Origin of the sequence: Pseudomonas sp. FH4 (assembly GCF_000510915.2) — a bacterium.
In the GTDB taxonomy this organism is placed as follows: domain Bacteria; phylum Pseudomonadota; class Gammaproteobacteria; order Pseudomonadales; family Pseudomonadaceae; genus Aquipseudomonas; species Aquipseudomonas brenneri.
On sequence record NZ_AOHN01000002.1, the window covers coordinates 81,768 to 96,848 of the forward strand.

At 61.0% G+C, this 15,081-nt stretch carries 15 protein-coding genes; 8 read left to right on the plus strand and 7 right to left on the minus strand.

Translation table 11 applies throughout. The annotated features are described in order from the left end of the window. Window positions 1–161: 161 nt before the first annotated feature. The gene (gene hexR / locus H097_RS01185) at window positions 162–1,028 is read left to right on the plus strand and encodes a transcriptional regulator HexR (RefSeq protein ID WP_029290040.1); all 867 of its coding nucleotides are present in this window, start codon (window positions 162–164) and stop codon (window positions 1,026–1,028) included. Window positions 1,029–1,186: 158 nt separating this feature from the next. Further along, window positions 1,187–1,384 (plus strand): hypothetical protein, encoded by a 198-nt coding sequence (locus H097_RS28535; protein ID WP_082445499.1) that lies wholly within the window; start codon window positions 1,187–1,189, stop codon window positions 1,382–1,384. Here the strand turns inward: H097_RS28535 and H097_RS01190 are convergent. After that, the gene (locus H097_RS01190; RefSeq protein WP_032856693.1) at window positions 1,314–2,288 is read right to left on the minus strand and encodes a LysR family transcriptional regulator; all 975 of its coding nucleotides are present in this window, start codon (window positions 2,286–2,288) and stop codon (window positions 1,314–1,316) included. The genes H097_RS28535 and H097_RS01190 overlap by 71 nt on opposite strands. 195 nt (window positions 2,289–2,483) lie before the next feature. Here H097_RS01190 and H097_RS01195 point away from each other — a divergent pair, with 195 nt between their 5' ends. Together H097_RS01195 and oadA are read left to right on the plus strand one after the other, a co-directional pair. Next, on the plus strand, window positions 2,484–3,899 hold the full coding sequence (locus H097_RS01195) for an acetyl-CoA carboxylase biotin carboxylase subunit (protein WP_032856695.1): 1,416 nt from the start codon (window positions 2,484–2,486) through the stop codon (window positions 3,897–3,899). Between the two features lie 11 nt (window positions 3,900–3,910). After that, complete coding sequence (oadA, locus tag H097_RS01200) at window positions 3,911–5,719, plus strand: sodium-extruding oxaloacetate decarboxylase subunit alpha (protein ID WP_032856696.1); 1,809 nt, start codon at window positions 3,911–3,913, stop codon at window positions 5,717–5,719. Window positions 5,720–5,789: 70 nt separating this feature from the next. Here oadA and H097_RS01205 read toward each other — a convergent pair whose 3' ends face one another. Then, complete coding sequence (locus tag H097_RS01205) at window positions 5,790–7,070, minus strand: autotransporter outer membrane beta-barrel domain-containing protein (protein WP_032856697.1); 1,281 nt, start codon at window positions 7,068–7,070, stop codon at window positions 5,790–5,792. A gap of 321 nt (window positions 7,071–7,391) precedes the next feature. Between H097_RS01205 and H097_RS01210 the strand changes: the two genes are divergently transcribed. Next, window positions 7,392–8,726, plus strand: a complete 1,335-nt coding sequence (locus H097_RS01210; protein WP_032856699.1) for a HipA domain-containing protein — start codon at window positions 7,392–7,394, stop codon at window positions 8,724–8,726. Then, window positions 8,723–9,001, plus strand: coding sequence for a helix-turn-helix transcriptional regulator (locus tag H097_RS01215; protein ID WP_032856701.1), 279 nt, complete (start codon window positions 8,723–8,725; stop codon window positions 8,999–9,001). Before H097_RS01210 ends, H097_RS01215 begins: the two co-directional genes overlap by 4 nt. A 3-nt stretch (window positions 9,002–9,004) precedes the next feature. Here the strand turns inward: H097_RS01215 and H097_RS01220 are convergent, their stop codons facing one another. Then, window positions 9,005–9,820, minus strand: a complete 816-nt coding sequence (locus tag H097_RS01220; RefSeq protein ID WP_032856702.1) for an amino acid ABC transporter permease — start codon at window positions 9,818–9,820, stop codon at window positions 9,005–9,007. Then, the gene (locus H097_RS01225) at window positions 9,817–10,638 is read right to left on the minus strand and encodes an ABC transporter substrate-binding protein (RefSeq protein WP_032856704.1); all 822 of its coding nucleotides are present in this window, start codon (window positions 10,636–10,638) and stop codon (window positions 9,817–9,819) included. Before H097_RS01225 ends, H097_RS01220 begins: the two co-directional genes overlap by 4 nt. Before the next feature lie 113 nt (window positions 10,639–10,751). Here H097_RS01225 and H097_RS01230 point away from each other — a divergent pair, with 113 nt between their 5' ends. Beyond that, on the plus strand, window positions 10,752–11,651 hold the full coding sequence (locus H097_RS01230; RefSeq protein WP_032856706.1) for a homocysteine S-methyltransferase family protein: 900 nt from the start codon (window positions 10,752–10,754) through the stop codon (window positions 11,649–11,651). Window positions 11,652–11,654: 3 nt separating this feature from the next. Here H097_RS01230 and H097_RS01235 read toward each other — a convergent pair whose 3' ends face one another. Genes H097_RS01235 through H097_RS01245 form a run of 3 tightly spaced genes read right to left on the minus strand, consistent with a single transcriptional unit; the run spans window position 11,655 to window position 13,424 of the window. Beyond that, complete coding sequence (locus H097_RS01235; RefSeq protein WP_032856708.1) at window positions 11,655–12,335, minus strand: GNAT family protein; 681 nt, start codon at window positions 12,333–12,335, stop codon at window positions 11,655–11,657. A 10-nt stretch (window positions 12,336–12,345) separates the two neighbouring features. Beyond that, on the minus strand, window positions 12,346–12,792 hold the full coding sequence (locus H097_RS01240; RefSeq protein ID WP_032856709.1) for a GNAT family N-acetyltransferase: 447 nt from the start codon (window positions 12,790–12,792) through the stop codon (window positions 12,346–12,348). Then, complete coding sequence (locus H097_RS01245) at window positions 12,789–13,424, minus strand: FMN-binding negative transcriptional regulator (protein WP_032856710.1); 636 nt, start codon at window positions 13,422–13,424, stop codon at window positions 12,789–12,791. Before H097_RS01245 ends, H097_RS01240 begins: the two co-directional genes overlap by 4 nt. Window positions 13,425–13,527: 103 nt before the next feature. Here H097_RS01245 and H097_RS01250 point away from each other — a divergent pair, with 103 nt between their 5' ends. Then, window positions 13,528–15,081 carry a PLP-dependent aminotransferase family protein gene (locus H097_RS01250; RefSeq protein WP_032856712.1) on the plus strand — a complete coding sequence of 518 codons (1,554 nt, stop codon included), beginning with the start codon at window positions 13,528–13,530 and terminating at the stop codon, window positions 15,079–15,081.

Sequence of the window (15,081 nt, forward strand, 5' to 3'; positions counted from 1 at the left end):
CGGAACGCGTGCGCACCCGCAGCTACAAAGCATTTGCCCGCTGATTCAGGGGGCAGCAGGGCGATTTAGTGATGCATCGAACGGGCAAATCAACAATTCTTGTAGTATAACTACAAGCTTGCTACATCCCTGGCGTCTGCCAATAACAAGAGTCCAGCCCTTTGAACCTGTTGCAACATATCGCCCAGTCGCGCCACCTGTTACGCAAATCGGAACTCAAGGTTGCCGATCACGTGCTGCTTGACCCTGCGGCCGTGATGCACAGTTCCATGGCTGACCTGGCCCACAGCGTGGGGATCAGCGAGCCGACCATCGTGCGCTTCTGCCGCGCCATCGGTTGTTCGGGGTTCCAGGACTTGAAGCTGAAGCTGGCCCAGAGCCTGGCGGCCGGCGCCAGCTTCGGCCAGTTCGCCATTCATGAAGACGACTCCGTCGCCGACTACAGCCTGAAAATCTTCGACACCACCCTGCACACCCTGATGGAGGTGCGGGAGAAGCTCGACCCGATCGAGCTGCAAAAAGCCGTGACTGCCATGTCCCAGGCCCAGCGCGTGGAGTTCTATGGCTTTGGTGCGTCCGGCGCGGTGGCGGCGGATGCCCAGCACAAGTTCTTTCGCTTGCTGCTGACGGCGGCGGCCTACAGCGACCCGCACATGCAGGCGATGTCGGCGGTAACGTTGAAGCCCACCGATGTGGCGATCTGCATTTCCCAGTCCGGCCGTTCCAAGGACTTGCTGATCACCGCCAACCTGGTGCGTGAAAGCGGCGCCTCGCTGATCACCTTGTGCCCGAGCCAGACACCGTTGGCGGAACTGTCCACCGTCAACCTGGCGATCGATGTACATGAAGACACCGAGATCTACACCCCGCTGACCTCGCGTATCGCCCACCTGGTCGTGATCGACGTGCTGGCAATGGGCGTGGCGATGGCGCGCGGGCCGAGCCTGGTCAACCACCTCAAGAGCGTCAAGCGCAGTTTGCGCAGCCTGCGGTTGTCGCCCAAGTCCGTCAAAGCCCTCGACGACTAAGAGTCGTACACCGATCAAAAATGTGGGAGCAAGCCCATTCCCACATTTGGATCTTCAGCGGATTCAGGAAGATTCATCGTCCTGTAACCCCCGCGCCGCCAAACCGTCATCCCCCGCGCCCATCCTGTACTCCCCGTACTCGCATTGGGAGACTCGAAATGGCCCGGCACTACGAAGACAGCACCAGCACCGTCAAGACCCGTCGTCAGCAGGAAGACCAGCGCCGCATGGCGTTCCGGCGTGCAATTGAAGACCGTTGCGACCAGCGCCAATTACAGCAAAGCATCAGTGATTATCCGGAGCTGCACTGGCAGGCCCCCGCGGCCGCCCAGCGAAGCGTTCAGCCAACGCGCTGATCTGCACCCGCTCGTTGCGGATAAAGCCCAGGAACGCATGGGCCACCGGTGACAGGCGCTTGGCCTTGGCTTGCACCAGGCACCAACTGCGGTACAGCGGCAGCTCTTCCACCGGCAGCTCCTTGAGCCCGCCGGTGGCCAGCTCCAGGTTCAGGGCGTGGCGTGTCAAAAGCGCCACGCCCAACCCCGCCACGACGCACTCGCGCTGTGCCTCGGCCGAGGCCACTTCCACCGTCTGGGTGAAGTGCACGCGCTTTTCCTTGAAATATTCCTCGCAGGCCAGTCGCGTCCCGGAACCCGGCTCGCGCAGCAGCAGGGTGTAAGGCTCCAGGTCTTGCAGGCGCAACGGGCCTTGCAGGCTCAGCGGATGGTCTGGCGGCGCCACCGCCACGATCGGGTTGTTGAGAAACGGCAGGAACTCCAGGCCCATGTCCTGGGGCACCATGGACATGATCACCAGGTCGTCACGGTTGTCCGACAGCCGGCGGATCACCTGGGCGCGGTTGACCACCGTGAGGTGCAGTTGCACCTCCGGGTGCTGGCGCTTGAAGGCGGCGAACAAGTGCGGCACGAAGTATTTGGCGCTGGATTCCACCGCCAGTTTCAGTTGGCCCTGTAGCGAGCCCTGCATGTCCGAGAGCTGCATATCGAGGTTTTCCAGGCGCCCGAAGATGTCCCGGCTGGCGCGTTGCAGGGCTTCGGCGGCTTCGGTCATGTAGAGCTTTTTGCCTACGTAGTCGAACAGCGGCTGGCCGATCAGCTCTTCGAGCTGGCGGATTTGCAGGCTGACCGCCGGTTGGGTCAGAGACATTTCCTCGGCTGCACGGCTGTAGGAACGCAAATCGCAGACTTCATTGAAGATCTGCAACTGGCGTAATGTCATACGCATCAATGACTTACGCATAATTCAAAAGGTCTCGCCGGGGTCTGTCCGATCAACTATAAGTCTTTACTTATACACAACCCAATAATTATTGATTTTTGTTAATCCCTAAGTGCGCATAGTGTGTCTCTCGCGACTGGCTGGAAACATTTGGTCACGCGCCGACCTGGTCTAGCAGGTCGAAGAACGCAGCAATCGGCTCAAGGGAATTTCCAAGTGATAACAAAGATCCTGATCGCCAACCGTGGTGAGATTGCCGTCCGCATCGTGCGGGCCTGTGCCGAAATGGGTATCCGTTCGGTGGCGGTCTTTTCCGACGCTGACCGTCATGCCTTGCACGTCAAGCGCGCCGACGAGGCCCACAGCATTGGTGCCGAGCCCCTGGCCGGTTACCTGAACCCGCGCAAGCTGGTGAACCTGGCGGTGGAAACCGGCTGCGACGCGTTGCACCCCGGCTACGGTTTCCTGTCGGAAAACGCCGAACTGGCCGATATCTGTGCCGAACGCGGAATCAAATTCATTGGTCCATCGGCCGAAGTGATTCGCCGCATGGGCGACAAGACTGAAGCGCGCCGCAGCATGATCAAGGCTGGCGTACCGGTCACCCCAGGCACCGAAGGCAACGTCGCCGACATCGCCGAAGCCCTCACCGAAGGCGACCGTATTGGTTACCCGGTGATGCTCAAGGCCACCTCCGGTGGTGGCGGTCGCGGTATCCGTCGTTGCAACAGCCGCGAAGAACTCGAACAAGCCTTCCCCCGCGTAATCTCCGAGGCCACCAAGGCCTTCGGTTCAGCGGAAGTGTTCCTGGAAAAATGCATCGTCAACCCCAAGCACATCGAGGCGCAGATCCTCGGTGACAGCTTTGGCAACGTGGTGCACCTGTTCGAGCGCGACTGCTCGATCCAGCGCCGTAACCAGAAGCTCATCGAAATTGCCCCAAGCCCGCAACTGACCCCCGAGCAGCGCGCCTACATCGGCGACCTGTCGGTGCGCGCGGCCAAGGCCGTGGGCTACGAGAACGCCGGCACCGTGGAGTTCCTGCTCGCCGAGGGCGAGGTGTACTTCATGGAGATGAACACCCGGGTGCAGGTGGAACACACCATCACCGAAGAAATCACCGGGATCGACATCGTCCGTGAGCAGATCCGTATCGCCTCGGGCCTGCCGCTGTCGGTGAAACAGGAAGACATCCAGCACCGTGGCTTTGCGTTGCAGTTCCGCATCAACGCCGAAGACCCGAAGAACAACTTCCTGCCCAGCTTTGGCAAGATCACCCGCTACTACGCGCCTGGCGGCCCCGGCGTGCGTACCGATACGGCGATCTACACCGGCTACACCATCCCGCCGTTCTACGACTCCATGTGCCTGAAACTGGTGGTGTGGGCGTTGACCTGGGAAGAAGCCATGGATCGCGGCCTGCGTGCCCTGGACGACATGCGCCTGCAAGGCGTGAAGACCACCGCCGCCTACTACCAGGAAATCCTGCGCAACCCGGAATTTCGCAGCGGCCAGTTCAACACCAGTTTTGTGGAAAGCCACCCTGAGCTGACCAACTACTCGATCAAGCGCAAACCCGAAGAGCTGGCCCTGGCCATCGCCGCCGCCATCGCCGCCCACGCAGGCCTGTGAGGAATATAACAATGAGCAAGAAGATCTTCGTTACCGACACCATCCTGCGCGACGCCCACCAGTCGTTGCTGGCGACCCGGATGCGCACTGATGACATGCTGCCGATCTGCGACAAGCTCGACAAAGTCGGCTACTGGTCCCTGGAAGTCTGGGGCGGTGCGACCTTCGACGCCTGTGTGCGCTTCTTGAAAGAAGACCCGTGGGAGCGCCTGCGCAAACTGCGCGCTGCGTTGCCTAACACGCGTCTGCAAATGCTCCTGCGTGGGCAGAACCTGCTGGGCTACCGCCACTACAGCGACGATGTGGTCAAAGCCTTCGTCGCCAAGGCCGCCGTGAATGGCATCGACGTGTTCCGCATCTTCGACGCCATGAACGACGTGCGTAACCTGCGCGTGGCCATCGAAGCGGTGAAAGCGGCGGGCAAACACGCCCAGGGCACTATCGCCTACACCACCAGCCCGGTGCACACCATCGAGGCGTTCGTGGCCCAGGCCAAGCAAATGGAGGCCATGGGTTGCGACTCGGTGGCGATCAAGGACATGGCCGGCCTGCTGACCCCGTACGCTACCGGCGAACTGGTCAAGGCGCTGAAGGCCGAGCAAAGCCTGCCGATCTTTATTCACTCCCACGACACCGCTGGCTTGGCTGCGATGTGCCAACTCAAGGCCATCGAAAACGGCGCCGATCATATCGACACCGCCATCTCCAGCTTCGCCTGGGGCACCAGCCACCCAGGCACCGAGTCGATGGTCGCGGCCCTCAAAGGCAGCGAATTCGACACCGGCCTGGACCTGGAACTGTTGCAGGAAATCGGCCTGTACTTCTATGCCGTGCGCAAGAAGTACCACCAGTTCGAAAGCGAATTCACCGCCGTCGACACCCGTGTGCAAGTCAACCAGGTACCGGGCGGGATGATTTCCAACCTGGCCAACCAGTTGAAAGAGCAGGGCGCCCTCAACCGCATGAGTGAAGTGCTGGCTGAAATCCCGCGGGTGCGTGAAGACCTGGGCTTCCCGCCGCTGGTGACCCCGACCTCGCAGATCGTCGGTACCCAGGCGTTTTTCAACGTGCTGGCCGGCGAGCGCTACAAGACCATCACCAACGAAGTGAAGCTCTACCTGCAAGGCGGCTACGGCAAGGCGCCGGGCACGGTGGATGAGAAACTGCGGCGCCAGGCCATCGGCAGCGAAGACGTGATCGACGTGCGCCCGGCCGACCTGCTCAAGCCGGAAATGACCAAACTGCGCGGCGAAATCGGCGCGTTGGCCAAGTCCGAAGAAGACGTGCTGACCTACGCCATGTTCCCCGATATCGGGCGCAAGTTCCTCGAAGAGCGTGAAGCCGGCACCTTGTCCCCTGAAGTGCTGTTGCCAATCCCCGAAGCGGGCGGCGTGGCGCGTGCTGGTGGCGAAGGTGTGCCGACCGAGTTCGTCATCGACGTGCACGGCGAAAGCTACCGCGTCGACATCACCGGTGTCGGCGTCAAGGCTGAAGGCAAGCGTCACTTCTACCTGTCCATCGACGGCATGCCGGAAGAGGTGGTGTTCGAACCGCTCAACGAGTTCGTCGGCGGCGGCACCAGCAAACGCAAGCAGGCCAGCGCGCCTGGGCATGTGAGCACCGCGATGCCGGGCAATATCGTCGATGTGTTGGTCAAGGAAGGCGACGTGGTCAAGGCCGGCCAGGCCGTGCTGATCACCGAAGCGATGAAGATGGAGACCGAAGTGCAGGCGGCCATCGCCGGCAAGGTCACCGCTGTTCATGTGGCCAAGGGCGACCGGGTCAACCCTGGCGAGATCCTGATTGAGATCGAAGGCTGATCGACAGCCTTCGACACTACCGCTTAATCCTCGGGGGGGCATGTGCCCCCCTTTTTTTTCGCCTGGATTATTAGAAGCTCAGCGTCCATTGTCCGAGGACACTCTGGTTACTGCTACGCGTGCCGAATTCGCTGCTGTAGGTCAGGCCGATGCTCTGGCTGGCGGAGACTCCCACATCCAGCCCAGCCTTCAGCGCAAGACTGTCGCGGTCCAGCGAGGAGCCGTCGATGACGAAGTCACTGTTGAACACGGCCTTGTTCACCCACGCCGAAGACTGGCGCACGCGACTGGTGACATCCCCGTAAAGGTGTTCCCAGTGGGTGCTCAGGTGTGGCTTGAGGGCCATCTGGTTGTCCAGTGTGTAGAGGCTGGCCAGGCGCACACCCAAGGTGCTGCTGAGGTTGTCCTGGGTCTGCGCGCCGACGTTCAGGGCTGTCATGCCGCCCTTTTCCTTGAAACTCTTACGCTGGTAACGCTGATAGCCCAGGCCGATAAAAGGTTCTGTATTGAACGTGCCGCTGTCCAACCGATAGCCCAACTCGGTGAAGGCATTCTGGCTTTGGGCCTTGTATTGGCCGTTGACGCGTTCGCGGTAGTCAATGAAGTCGAAGTCGATGCTGCGCTTGTTCTGGCCACTGTGGTTGCTATGGATCGCCCCCAGGCGCAGCGCGAGTGGCCCATCCTGGCGCACGGCATACGCGCCCAGGTGCCAGCTGTCGAGGTCGGCCTTGAAGCGTTTGGCGCTCAGGTCACTGTCCGATTTACCGACCATTGCGCCCACCCGCCATGCGGGGTCCACCGCCCAGTCGGCGCCCAGCATCAAACCTTGAGTGCTTTGCTTCACACCAGCGCTGCCGCGTTGGCCGTCGAGCCTGCCGGTGTTACCCAGGCCTTGGACCCAGAGCCGGCCAGGGCCGGAGCGAGTGGTGGAGTCATTCAACTCGCGCATGGCCGAGAGCAGGCCGTTGCTGATCTGGTTCATGTTGTTTTGTGTGGCACTGCCCAGATTGGCGTTCTGGCTGCCGGCCAGTTGCTCCAGCACCGCACCGATTCTTCCAGGGGCCAGGTTGCCCATGTAACGGGCGTCATCTGCAATCAGATACTGCTCGCGCACGCTCAAGTTGCCTGACTCCAGCAAGGCGTCCACCGCACGGTCCAGCACCTGGGCCACGCCCCGAGCGTTATCGGTGGTGGCGTAATCGACGAAGTAAAACGGCGTGGCCGGTTCGGGGGAGGCGGGCGGGTGGTCGCTGGGCGGTTCCATATCCCCGCGTGCTGAGGCTATTTGAATGCTGAAGGCGCTCAGCGCGAAGGCAATGACAAGGGCAAGTCGCTTGGATGTGCAGGGCATACGGTCCCAACCTCTAATATGTGAGGCGGGGAATTTAGCGAGGCTGCGGGAGGATAACTGTCGGGGGGCGCGTTCGAGGCCAGCGGGAGATGTCTTTAGTCCGGGGCGAATCAAGGCGTGGGGGTTGTGGTCTGAAAAGACGCTGCCGCCCTGCGGCAAGGGCAGACGAGGTGTGATGGATTTGCATTTTATTGCGTTTTATAGGGTACTGATCTGCTCTGGATGCATTTTAATGCGTTAAATCAGCGCGTCTGTCGATTTGGATGCACTATATTGCATATTAGGTGCCGGCTAACCTCTTGAGGATGCATTAAATTGCAAATGGAACCGATCCACTCACTCATGCTGCAAATTTATACTGAGGGTCATTGGCACGATGCCATGCGGCTGGAGTTCTCCGAGCCGCAAAAAGGCTTTGAGGGGCCCTGTCGGTTTCACTATCGCCAGGATTATCTCGTCGAAAACCTTGATGACATTCAACAGGCGTTTTCCAACGCCGTGAGTGGCCGTTTCCCTCTGGAGTGGGATGTTACTTTCCTCAAGACAGCTCCCGCGTTCTTACACGACATTGCGCCGGCAGGTGCGGCGAAGCGTTTTCTGATGAGGCGAGTCGGCGAGAGCAAGCCGGACAATGTCAGCGTGGACCTGTTTTTACTCGGCCGCTGCACGCCGGCGCCCATTGGCAACTTGCGTATCAAGGAATCCGTTGAGGCATTGGGTGCCCGCTTGCCCATCGGCTTTGCCCGGCAGGATGTGATTAGCCGCGATAACGGTTTTCTGGAATATGCCTACGAGCAAGGCGCCGCCATTGGCGGAGCGACCGGAGCAGGGGGGGAGGCGCCGAAGCTATTGATGGCGCAGAGTCGCGAAGGCCTGCTGTATCCGGATGCGATTCTTGAAGACGCCGATGTTGCCCAGCATTGGTTTATCAAATTTGCCCGCAATGGTGCGACCCTCAACGATCAAGCGATCCTCAGGAGCGAATTTCACTACTACAAGGCGCTCCAGGCATTAGGCATCGAAACCGTCGCCGCCCAGGGGTTGGCATTGGAGGAGGCGTCCAAGCCCAGCCTGTGGATGCATCGGTTTGATCGTAATGTGACGGCGACGGGTGTCGAGCGGCTGGCGGTCGAGTCGATTTATTCATTGGCGGGTGTGATCACACCTGGCAGCTACATGGATCATCTGGAAGTTGTGCAGATGCTGGCCGATCAATGGATAAAGGTTGGCCAGGCAGATGAAGTCGCGGACCTGATTGCCGACTATTTGCGGCGGGACTTGCTCAACAAAATCCTCGGCAACTCGGATAACCATGGGCGTAACACCTCGATTATTCGCGAACGTGCCTCTGTGCGCCTGGCGCCGATTTACGACTTGGCCCCGATGGTCATGGATGCCGAGGGTATTACCCGCACCACCAAGTGGCCCAAGGCCCTGGAAGTGGCCGGTGAAATCAACTGGCGCGGCGTATGCACCGCGCTGGCCGGTTTTGTCGATCCGCAGCAAGCCTTTGAACGACTGCGAGCAGATGCCGAGCACTTGCGGGCGTTGCCGGACCTCCTGGTGGCAAGCGGTTTGCCAGCCGTCACCCTGAATCACCCGGCCATCGCGCTCGGCAAGCTGGACCAACGATTGAAGCAATGGGGGCTCGGATGACCATCAGCATGGATACACGCGCCTTGTTGATTGAGAGCGTGGAACAGGGCCTGGCCCAGGGCACCCTGCAGATCGGCGAAGCCGTGCGCCGGCTGCGGGTTGAAGTCACGGGCCTGCACCAGAGCCAATTCGCCAGGATGTGCAAGATTTCCGTGCGCACCCTGGTGCATATCGAGCATGGCGAGGGCAATCAGACGCTCAAGTCGTTGAACGCGGTGTTCCGGCCGTTCGGTTTGCAGATGGGCGTGGTCAAGGTGCGACGTCAGACGGGCTGAACATCAGCCGCGTCGTACATACCCCTTGCCGTAATGGCGCTCCATCCGCGCCTGGATCAGCTCCAGCCCGATGGACAGCATCCAGTAGATAATCGCTGCGGTGGTCAGCATTTCGATATAGCGATAGCTCGACCGGCCATAGGATTGTGCGAGGAACATCACTTCCCAGACGCCCATCACCGAAATCAGCGAAGAATCCTTGAGCATCGAGATGAACTGGTTGGTGGTCGGCGGAATAATCGTGCGCATGGCCTGCGGCAGGGTCACGTGCCAGAAGATCGCGCTGTCGCGCATGCCCAGGGCCAGGGCGGCTTCCCGTTGGCCGTGGGGTACGCCGAGAATGCCGGCGCGAAAAATCTCGCTCAGATAAGCGCCATAGTTCAGCGACAAGGCGATGATCCCGGCGGCGATGGCGCCCAGCACCAGGCCCAGTTGCGGCAAGCCCAGATAGATCAGCAGGATCTGGATCAGCAGCGGGGTGCCGCGAAAGAACGACGCGTAGAAACTGGCAATGCCAAAGGCCACGGCACTTTTCGACAAGCGCCCCAGCGCGGTGACAAAGCCCAGCACCGACGACGCCACAATCGAACACAGGCATAGAAATAGCGTCAGCGCTGCGCCTTGCAGGAAGCCATTGGGCGCTAGGTGCAGGCCCAGCAGATTGGGCAGTTTGTCGAGGATGATCGAGAACTTCAGGTCAAAGCTCAGGAAAAAACTCGCGAACAGCACAAACAATGCCGCCCAGGTCAGGTACAGGCGGGTGCGGAAACCGAACAGCCGCTGCACGCGCGATTCGGGAGGTGTAGGGAACGCGCTCATTGGCTGATATCGGCGCCGATCCACTTCTGCGACAGCTTGCTCAAGGTGCCGTCCTGTTTCAGTTGGGCGAAGACTTCACGCACTTTGTTGTCCCATTGCGGGTCGCCTTTCTCGATGGCCACCGAATTGGGCTCCGAGTACAGTGCCTCGCCGGCGAGCTTGAAACGTTTGTCTTCGCTCAGGCGCGGTTGGGCGGTTACCAGGTTGGTGAGGATCGCATCCAGACGCACACCAGCGCCCAGGCCGAGGTCCTGGAAGGCCACGTTATCGGTGTCGTAGGGCGCGATCTGCACATTCTCGAACGGGTACTGCAAGTGCGTGTCTTCGGCCCCTTCGATCACCAGATTCTTGTTCAGGTAGCTTTCATAGCTTGAAGCGCTGGTGAGCCCGACCTTCTTGCCGCTCAGGTCCTTGGCGCCGTGGATCCGCTCATCCTTGGCATTGACCACAATCACCGCCGGCGAGGCGTAGTACTGCACCGGGAAATCAAACACCTCGGCGCGGGCCTTGCTCGGGGTCATGGAGCAGATGCAAATGTCGTAACGCCCGCTCCAGCGGCCGGCGGCGATCACATCCCATGAAGGGGTTTCCAGGCGCAGCTTCACGCCCAGCTTCTGCGCCACCGCCTTGGCCACATCCACATCGAAGCCGTCGAGTTGGTTTTGCTCATTGAGGAACGAGAACGGTGGGTAGCTTTCCATCAGCACGCCGACCAACTCCTTTTTCTGCTCGATACGGTCCAGGGTGGCACCGCCGAAGGCTTGGGTCGAGGCAGCCAAAATTGTCAGGCCCAGGGCCAATAGCGGTTTGATGTTCAAGGAGGGCACCTGACTAAAAAAGAGGTTGTGATAAGGCGAATTGAGCGTATTAAATAGTTATAAGAACGACTCTCATAGTGAGTTATTTTCATAAGCTTATGAGTAAAAAGCATATGGGCGCAGCAACTACAGTAATTTTGGACGGCGGCATGGGCCGCGAACTGCAGCGCCGTGGCGCGCCCTTCAGGCAACCGGAATGGTCGGCGCTGGCATTGAGCGAAGCACCGCAGGCGGTGGAGGCGGTACACGCGGCTTATATCCAGAGCGGTGCCAATGTGATCACCAGTAACAGCTATGCGGTTGTGCCTTTTCATATTGGTGAAGCGCGGTTTGCCGCTGAAGGGCAGGCCCTGGCGGCGTTGGCTGGCGAACTGGCACGGCGGGCGGTGAATGCATCGGGTAAGGCGGTGCGGGTGGCGGGCTCGTTGCCGCCGCTGTTCGGTTCCTATCGGCCCGACCTGTTTGAGGCGGCGAGGGCAAGCGAATTGCTAGCACCACTGGTGGCAGGCCTGTCCCCCCATGTGGACCTGTGGCTGGCAGAAACCCAGAGTTCAATTGCCGAAGCACGCGCCATCCACGCGGGGCTGCCAGAGGACGGCAAGCCGTTCTGGCTGTCGTTTACCCTCAAGGATGAAGACACCGACGCAACACCGCGCCTGCGCTCCGGCGAACCGGTGGCGGACGCGGCCGAAGCGGCGGCACAGTTGGGTGTGCAGGTGTTGTTGTTCAATTGCAGCCAGCCCGAGGTGATCGGTGCGGCGATTGATGCCGCCCACCAGGCATTTGCCCGCCTGGGGGTGACGATTCAGATCGGCGCCTACGCCAACGCCTTCCCACCGCAACCCAAGGAGGCCACAGCCAACGACGGCCTCGACCCGCTGCGCGAGGACCTTGACCCGCCCGGCTACCTGCACTGGGCCACCGATTGGCAAGCGCGCGGCGCCAGCCATCTGGGCGGTTGCTGCGGGATTGGGCCGGAGCATATTGCGGTGCTGGCGCAAAAACTGGGTTAAGGCTTAAAGCGCCTGGCGGCGACACTCCGCCAGGCCCTTCAACTGGCCCGAACCCACCTGGTTACCCTCAGACAACCACGCCTCAAACCCCGCGCCCACCGTCGGCCACTCCCCATCCAGAATCGAATACCACGCGGTATCGCGGTTCTGCCCCTTGACCACCATGTGCTGGCGGAATACCCCTTCAAAACTGAAGCCCAGGCGCTCGGCTGCGTACTTGGAGCGGGCATTGGCGTTGTTGCACTTCCATTCCAGGCGTCGGTAGCCCAGTTCAAAGGAATGCCTGGCCAGCAGATACACCGCCTCGGTGCTTTTTGGCGAGCGCTGCATCGGCGCGCCGAAGGTGACGTGGCCGATTTCGATGCGACCCTGGGCCGGGACGATCGACATCAGGCTGAGGATGCCCTGCACGTCGCCGCTGGCACGGTCGATCACACTGAAAAAGTACGGGTCGCTGTTAAGCGCGTGATTGTTCAGCCAGGCGTCGAAGGCCGCGCGCTCGGGAAACGGGCCATAGGGCAAGTAGTCCCACAGCTTGGGGTCGGCGCCGGGCCCTTCGAGGGCTTGCCACAAACCATCGCCGTGGCGGGCCGGGTCGAGTTTTTCCAGGCGGATAAAGCGTCCTTCGATCAGCTCTGCGCTGGGCGCCGGGGCGCCTTTCCAGTCGGCCGGTGATATCGACATGCGGTGCTCCTTAAAGGCCTTTGCGAAACTGGATAAAACCAGGGCGCTCGGCGATACGTTCGTAGAGGGTAATGGCGGTCGCGTTGCTTTCATGGGTCAACCAGTGGACCTTGCAGCAACCGTCAGCCTTGGCGGTGGTGTAGACGAATTCGATCAGCTTGCGCCCAACCCCGGTACCGCGCTGGGCGGGGTCCACCAGCAAGTCCTGCAGGTAGCAGGCGTTCTCGATGCTCCAGTTGGAGCGATGGTAGATGAAGTTGACCATGCCCACTGCCTTGCCGTCGTGCCAGGCCAGGGCCGAATGGGTTGGTTCGTTGGGGTCGATCAGGCGTTGCCAGGTGCTGGTGCTGACCGCGTCCGGCAGTTCGGTGTTGTAGAAGCGCAGGTAAGCCTGCCACAGCGGCAACCATGCGGCGTGGTCGGCATGGGTGACCTGGCGGATTTCAATCGGGTTCATACGGGCTCCTTGGGCATGAATCGGGCGAGGGTCTGGTCGCGCACATCGAGGCTGGCAGCCAGGCCTTCACGCACGCCGGCAATATCCGCCGCGCTGCGGTTCTGGCTGAGTTTGCGTTTGCCGATCAAGCGCTCGATCGGCAGGGCGAATCCGACGATGGCCTTGAGCATGCCGTCAATATAGTCGGCCGGGGCATCGCTGACTTTCCATGGCTGGGCGCGACCGGTTTCGTGGCGCTCGGTGAGGGCGCCGACGACACCCAGCAGGCGCTCGGCATCGGTGAACACCTCGGCCTGGCCGTAAGCGTGTACGGCGATGTAGTTCCAGGTCGGCACGACTTTGCCGTGCTCGGCCTTGGCCGGATAAAACGCCGGGCTGACGTAGGCCTCGGCACCAGCAAAAATCACCAGGGCCGCGCTGGCGTTTTGCAGGTCCTGCCACTGCGGGTTGGCCTTGGCCAAGTGTCCGTAGAGGGTGCCGTTGGGGCCTTCATCAGGATTGAGCAGCAACGGCAGGTGGCTGGCCTGCAGGCCCTGCTCGCCAAAGGTCACCAACTGCGCCAGGCGGGTGTGCTGGATCAGTTGCTGCAGCTCGGGCAGATCGTCGAGGGCAAAGGCACGGGGTGTGTACATGGAAATTTTCCTTGGCGAATGCCTGCATCCTAGGCAGGCTAATGGTTCGTTGTAAGAGCCATCTTTGGCCTATTTCATAGGTCCAATTTACGGAGTGTCTGTCATGCCCCCGTTAGAGCCGCCGCTGTCGTTCAACCCGGCCGGGATTGACCTGGATCGCCGCCAGGGCCTGACGCGCCAGTTATACGAGGCGCTGCGTCTGCGGGTTCTGGATGGGCGGCTGGTCAGCGGCACGCGACTACCGGCCAGCCGCGATCTGGCGGCGGCCTTGGCGATTTCCCGTAACAGCGTGGTGCGGGCCTACGATCAGCTGTATGCCGAAGGCTTTATCGAAGGACGGGTGGGTGATGGAACCTACGTGGCACAACTGCCTACCAGCAAGACGGTGGCCAAAAAACTATCCACAAAAGTGTCCACAGGGTTATCAACAGGCTTATCCCCAGCCTTATCCACAAAACGTGAAGATTTAGCTGGAAACTTGTCCAGTAAAGTTATCCACAGCCCGGCCCTGGAGCGCCTGCAAAACAACCATTTACCATCGCCACCCAGTGGTCCGCCTCGGGCTTTCAGGGTGGGTGTGCCGGCCTTTGATTTATTTCCGTTCGACGTCTGGGCCAAGCTCAATGCGGCTTTCTGGCGCAAGCCGGACTTACAGCAACTGTGCTATGGCGACCCGGCGGGGGACGAACGCCTACGCGGGCTGATCGCGGCCTACCTGCGCAGTTCCAGAGGCATGCAGTGCACCGCTGAGCAAATAGTGATCACCAGTGGCGCGCAACAGGGAATAAGCCTTTGTGCACAGCTGCTGGTGGAGCCCGGAGATGCCGTAGCGATCGAAAATCCCGGCTACCGGGCGGCAGGGCATGCGTTCGCGATTGCCGGTGCCAAACTCCATGGCGTAGCGGTAGACGCCGAAGGCATCGATTGCACGGCATTGAACGCACTCAACGACTGCCGTCTGGCCTATGTCACGCCGTCCCACCAGTACCCGACTGGGGTGGTGATGAGCCTGGTGCGACGCCTGGAATTACTGGCCTGGGCCGAGCGCACGGGCGGCTGGATCATCGAGGACGATTACGACGGCGAGTACCGTTACAGCGGCGCGCCCCTGGCACCGCTGGCGGCCCTGGATCGCAGCGGTCGGGTGCTCTACGTGGGCACATTCGGCAAGGTGGCGTTCCCGGCGTTGCGCCTGGGTTATCTGGTCCTGCCACAGGCAATGGTGGACGCCTTCACCCGGCGCCGCGCCGTGGATGTGCGGCATTCGGAGGTCAGCACTCAGGCGGTGATGGCCGAGTTCATGGTAGCGGGGCATTTCCAGCGGCATATCCGTCGGATGCGTCGTGCCGCCTTGAGTCGACGCAATGCCTTGCTGGCCGGTTGGCCTGCCAATGTGCCAGGTATGGGCAGCCTGCCCGGTGTCGCAGCAGGGTTGCACCTCACAGTGCGGGTGGAAAGCCTGGCTCGGGAAGCGCAATTGCTGGCCCAGGCCCGGGCGATGGATGTCGAAATCAACGGTTTGAGCAGCTACTGGTTGCCCGATTCCATCCCGATACCAGACTCGCGCGCCGGCCTGGTATTGGGGTTTGCCGCCGTGCCCGAAGAGGCCATCGCCCAGGCCCTGGCAAGGTTGCGCAAGGCCTGGCAGGTCGGATGA

Bases quoted from the DNA above. Each gene is read 5' to 3' on its own strand.
- H097_RS01205 (WP_032856697.1), bottom strand. From the start codon at position 7,070: ATGCCCTGCACATCCAAGCGACTTGCCCTTGTCATTGCCTTCGCGCTG.
- H097_RS01215 (WP_032856701.1), top strand. From the start codon at position 8,723: ATGACCATCAGCATGGATACACGCGCCTTGTTGATTGAGAGCGTGGAA.
- H097_RS01230 (WP_032856706.1), top strand. From the start codon at position 10,752: ATGGGCGCAGCAACTACAGTAATTTTGGACGGCGGCATGGGCCGCGAA.
- H097_RS01190 (WP_032856693.1), bottom strand. From the start codon at position 2,288: ATGCGTAAGTCATTGATGCGTATGACATTACGCCAGTTGCAGATCTTC.
- H097_RS01240 (WP_032856709.1), bottom strand. From the start codon at position 12,792: ATGAACCCGATTGAAATCCGCCAGGTCACCCATGCCGACCACGCCGCA.
- H097_RS01220 (WP_032856702.1), bottom strand. From the start codon at position 9,820: ATGAGCGCGTTCCCTACACCTCCCGAATCGCGCGTGCAGCGGCTGTTC.
- H097_RS01250 (WP_032856712.1), top strand. From the start codon at position 13,528: ATGCCCCCGTTAGAGCCGCCGCTGTCGTTCAACCCGGCCGGGATTGAC.
- H097_RS01210 (WP_032856699.1), top strand. From the start codon at position 7,392: ATGGAACCGATCCACTCACTCATGCTGCAAATTTATACTGAGGGTCAT.
- H097_RS28535 (WP_082445499.1), top strand. From the start codon at position 1,187: ATGGCCCGGCACTACGAAGACAGCACCAGCACCGTCAAGACCCGTCGT.
- H097_RS01245 (WP_032856710.1), bottom strand. From the start codon at position 13,424: ATGTACACACCCCGTGCCTTTGCCCTCGACGATCTGCCCGAGCTGCAG.
- H097_RS01235 (WP_032856708.1), bottom strand. From the start codon at position 12,335: ATGTCGATATCACCGGCCGACTGGAAAGGCGCCCCGGCGCCCAGCGCA.
- oadA (WP_032856696.1), top strand. From the start codon at position 3,911: ATGAGCAAGAAGATCTTCGTTACCGACACCATCCTGCGCGACGCCCAC.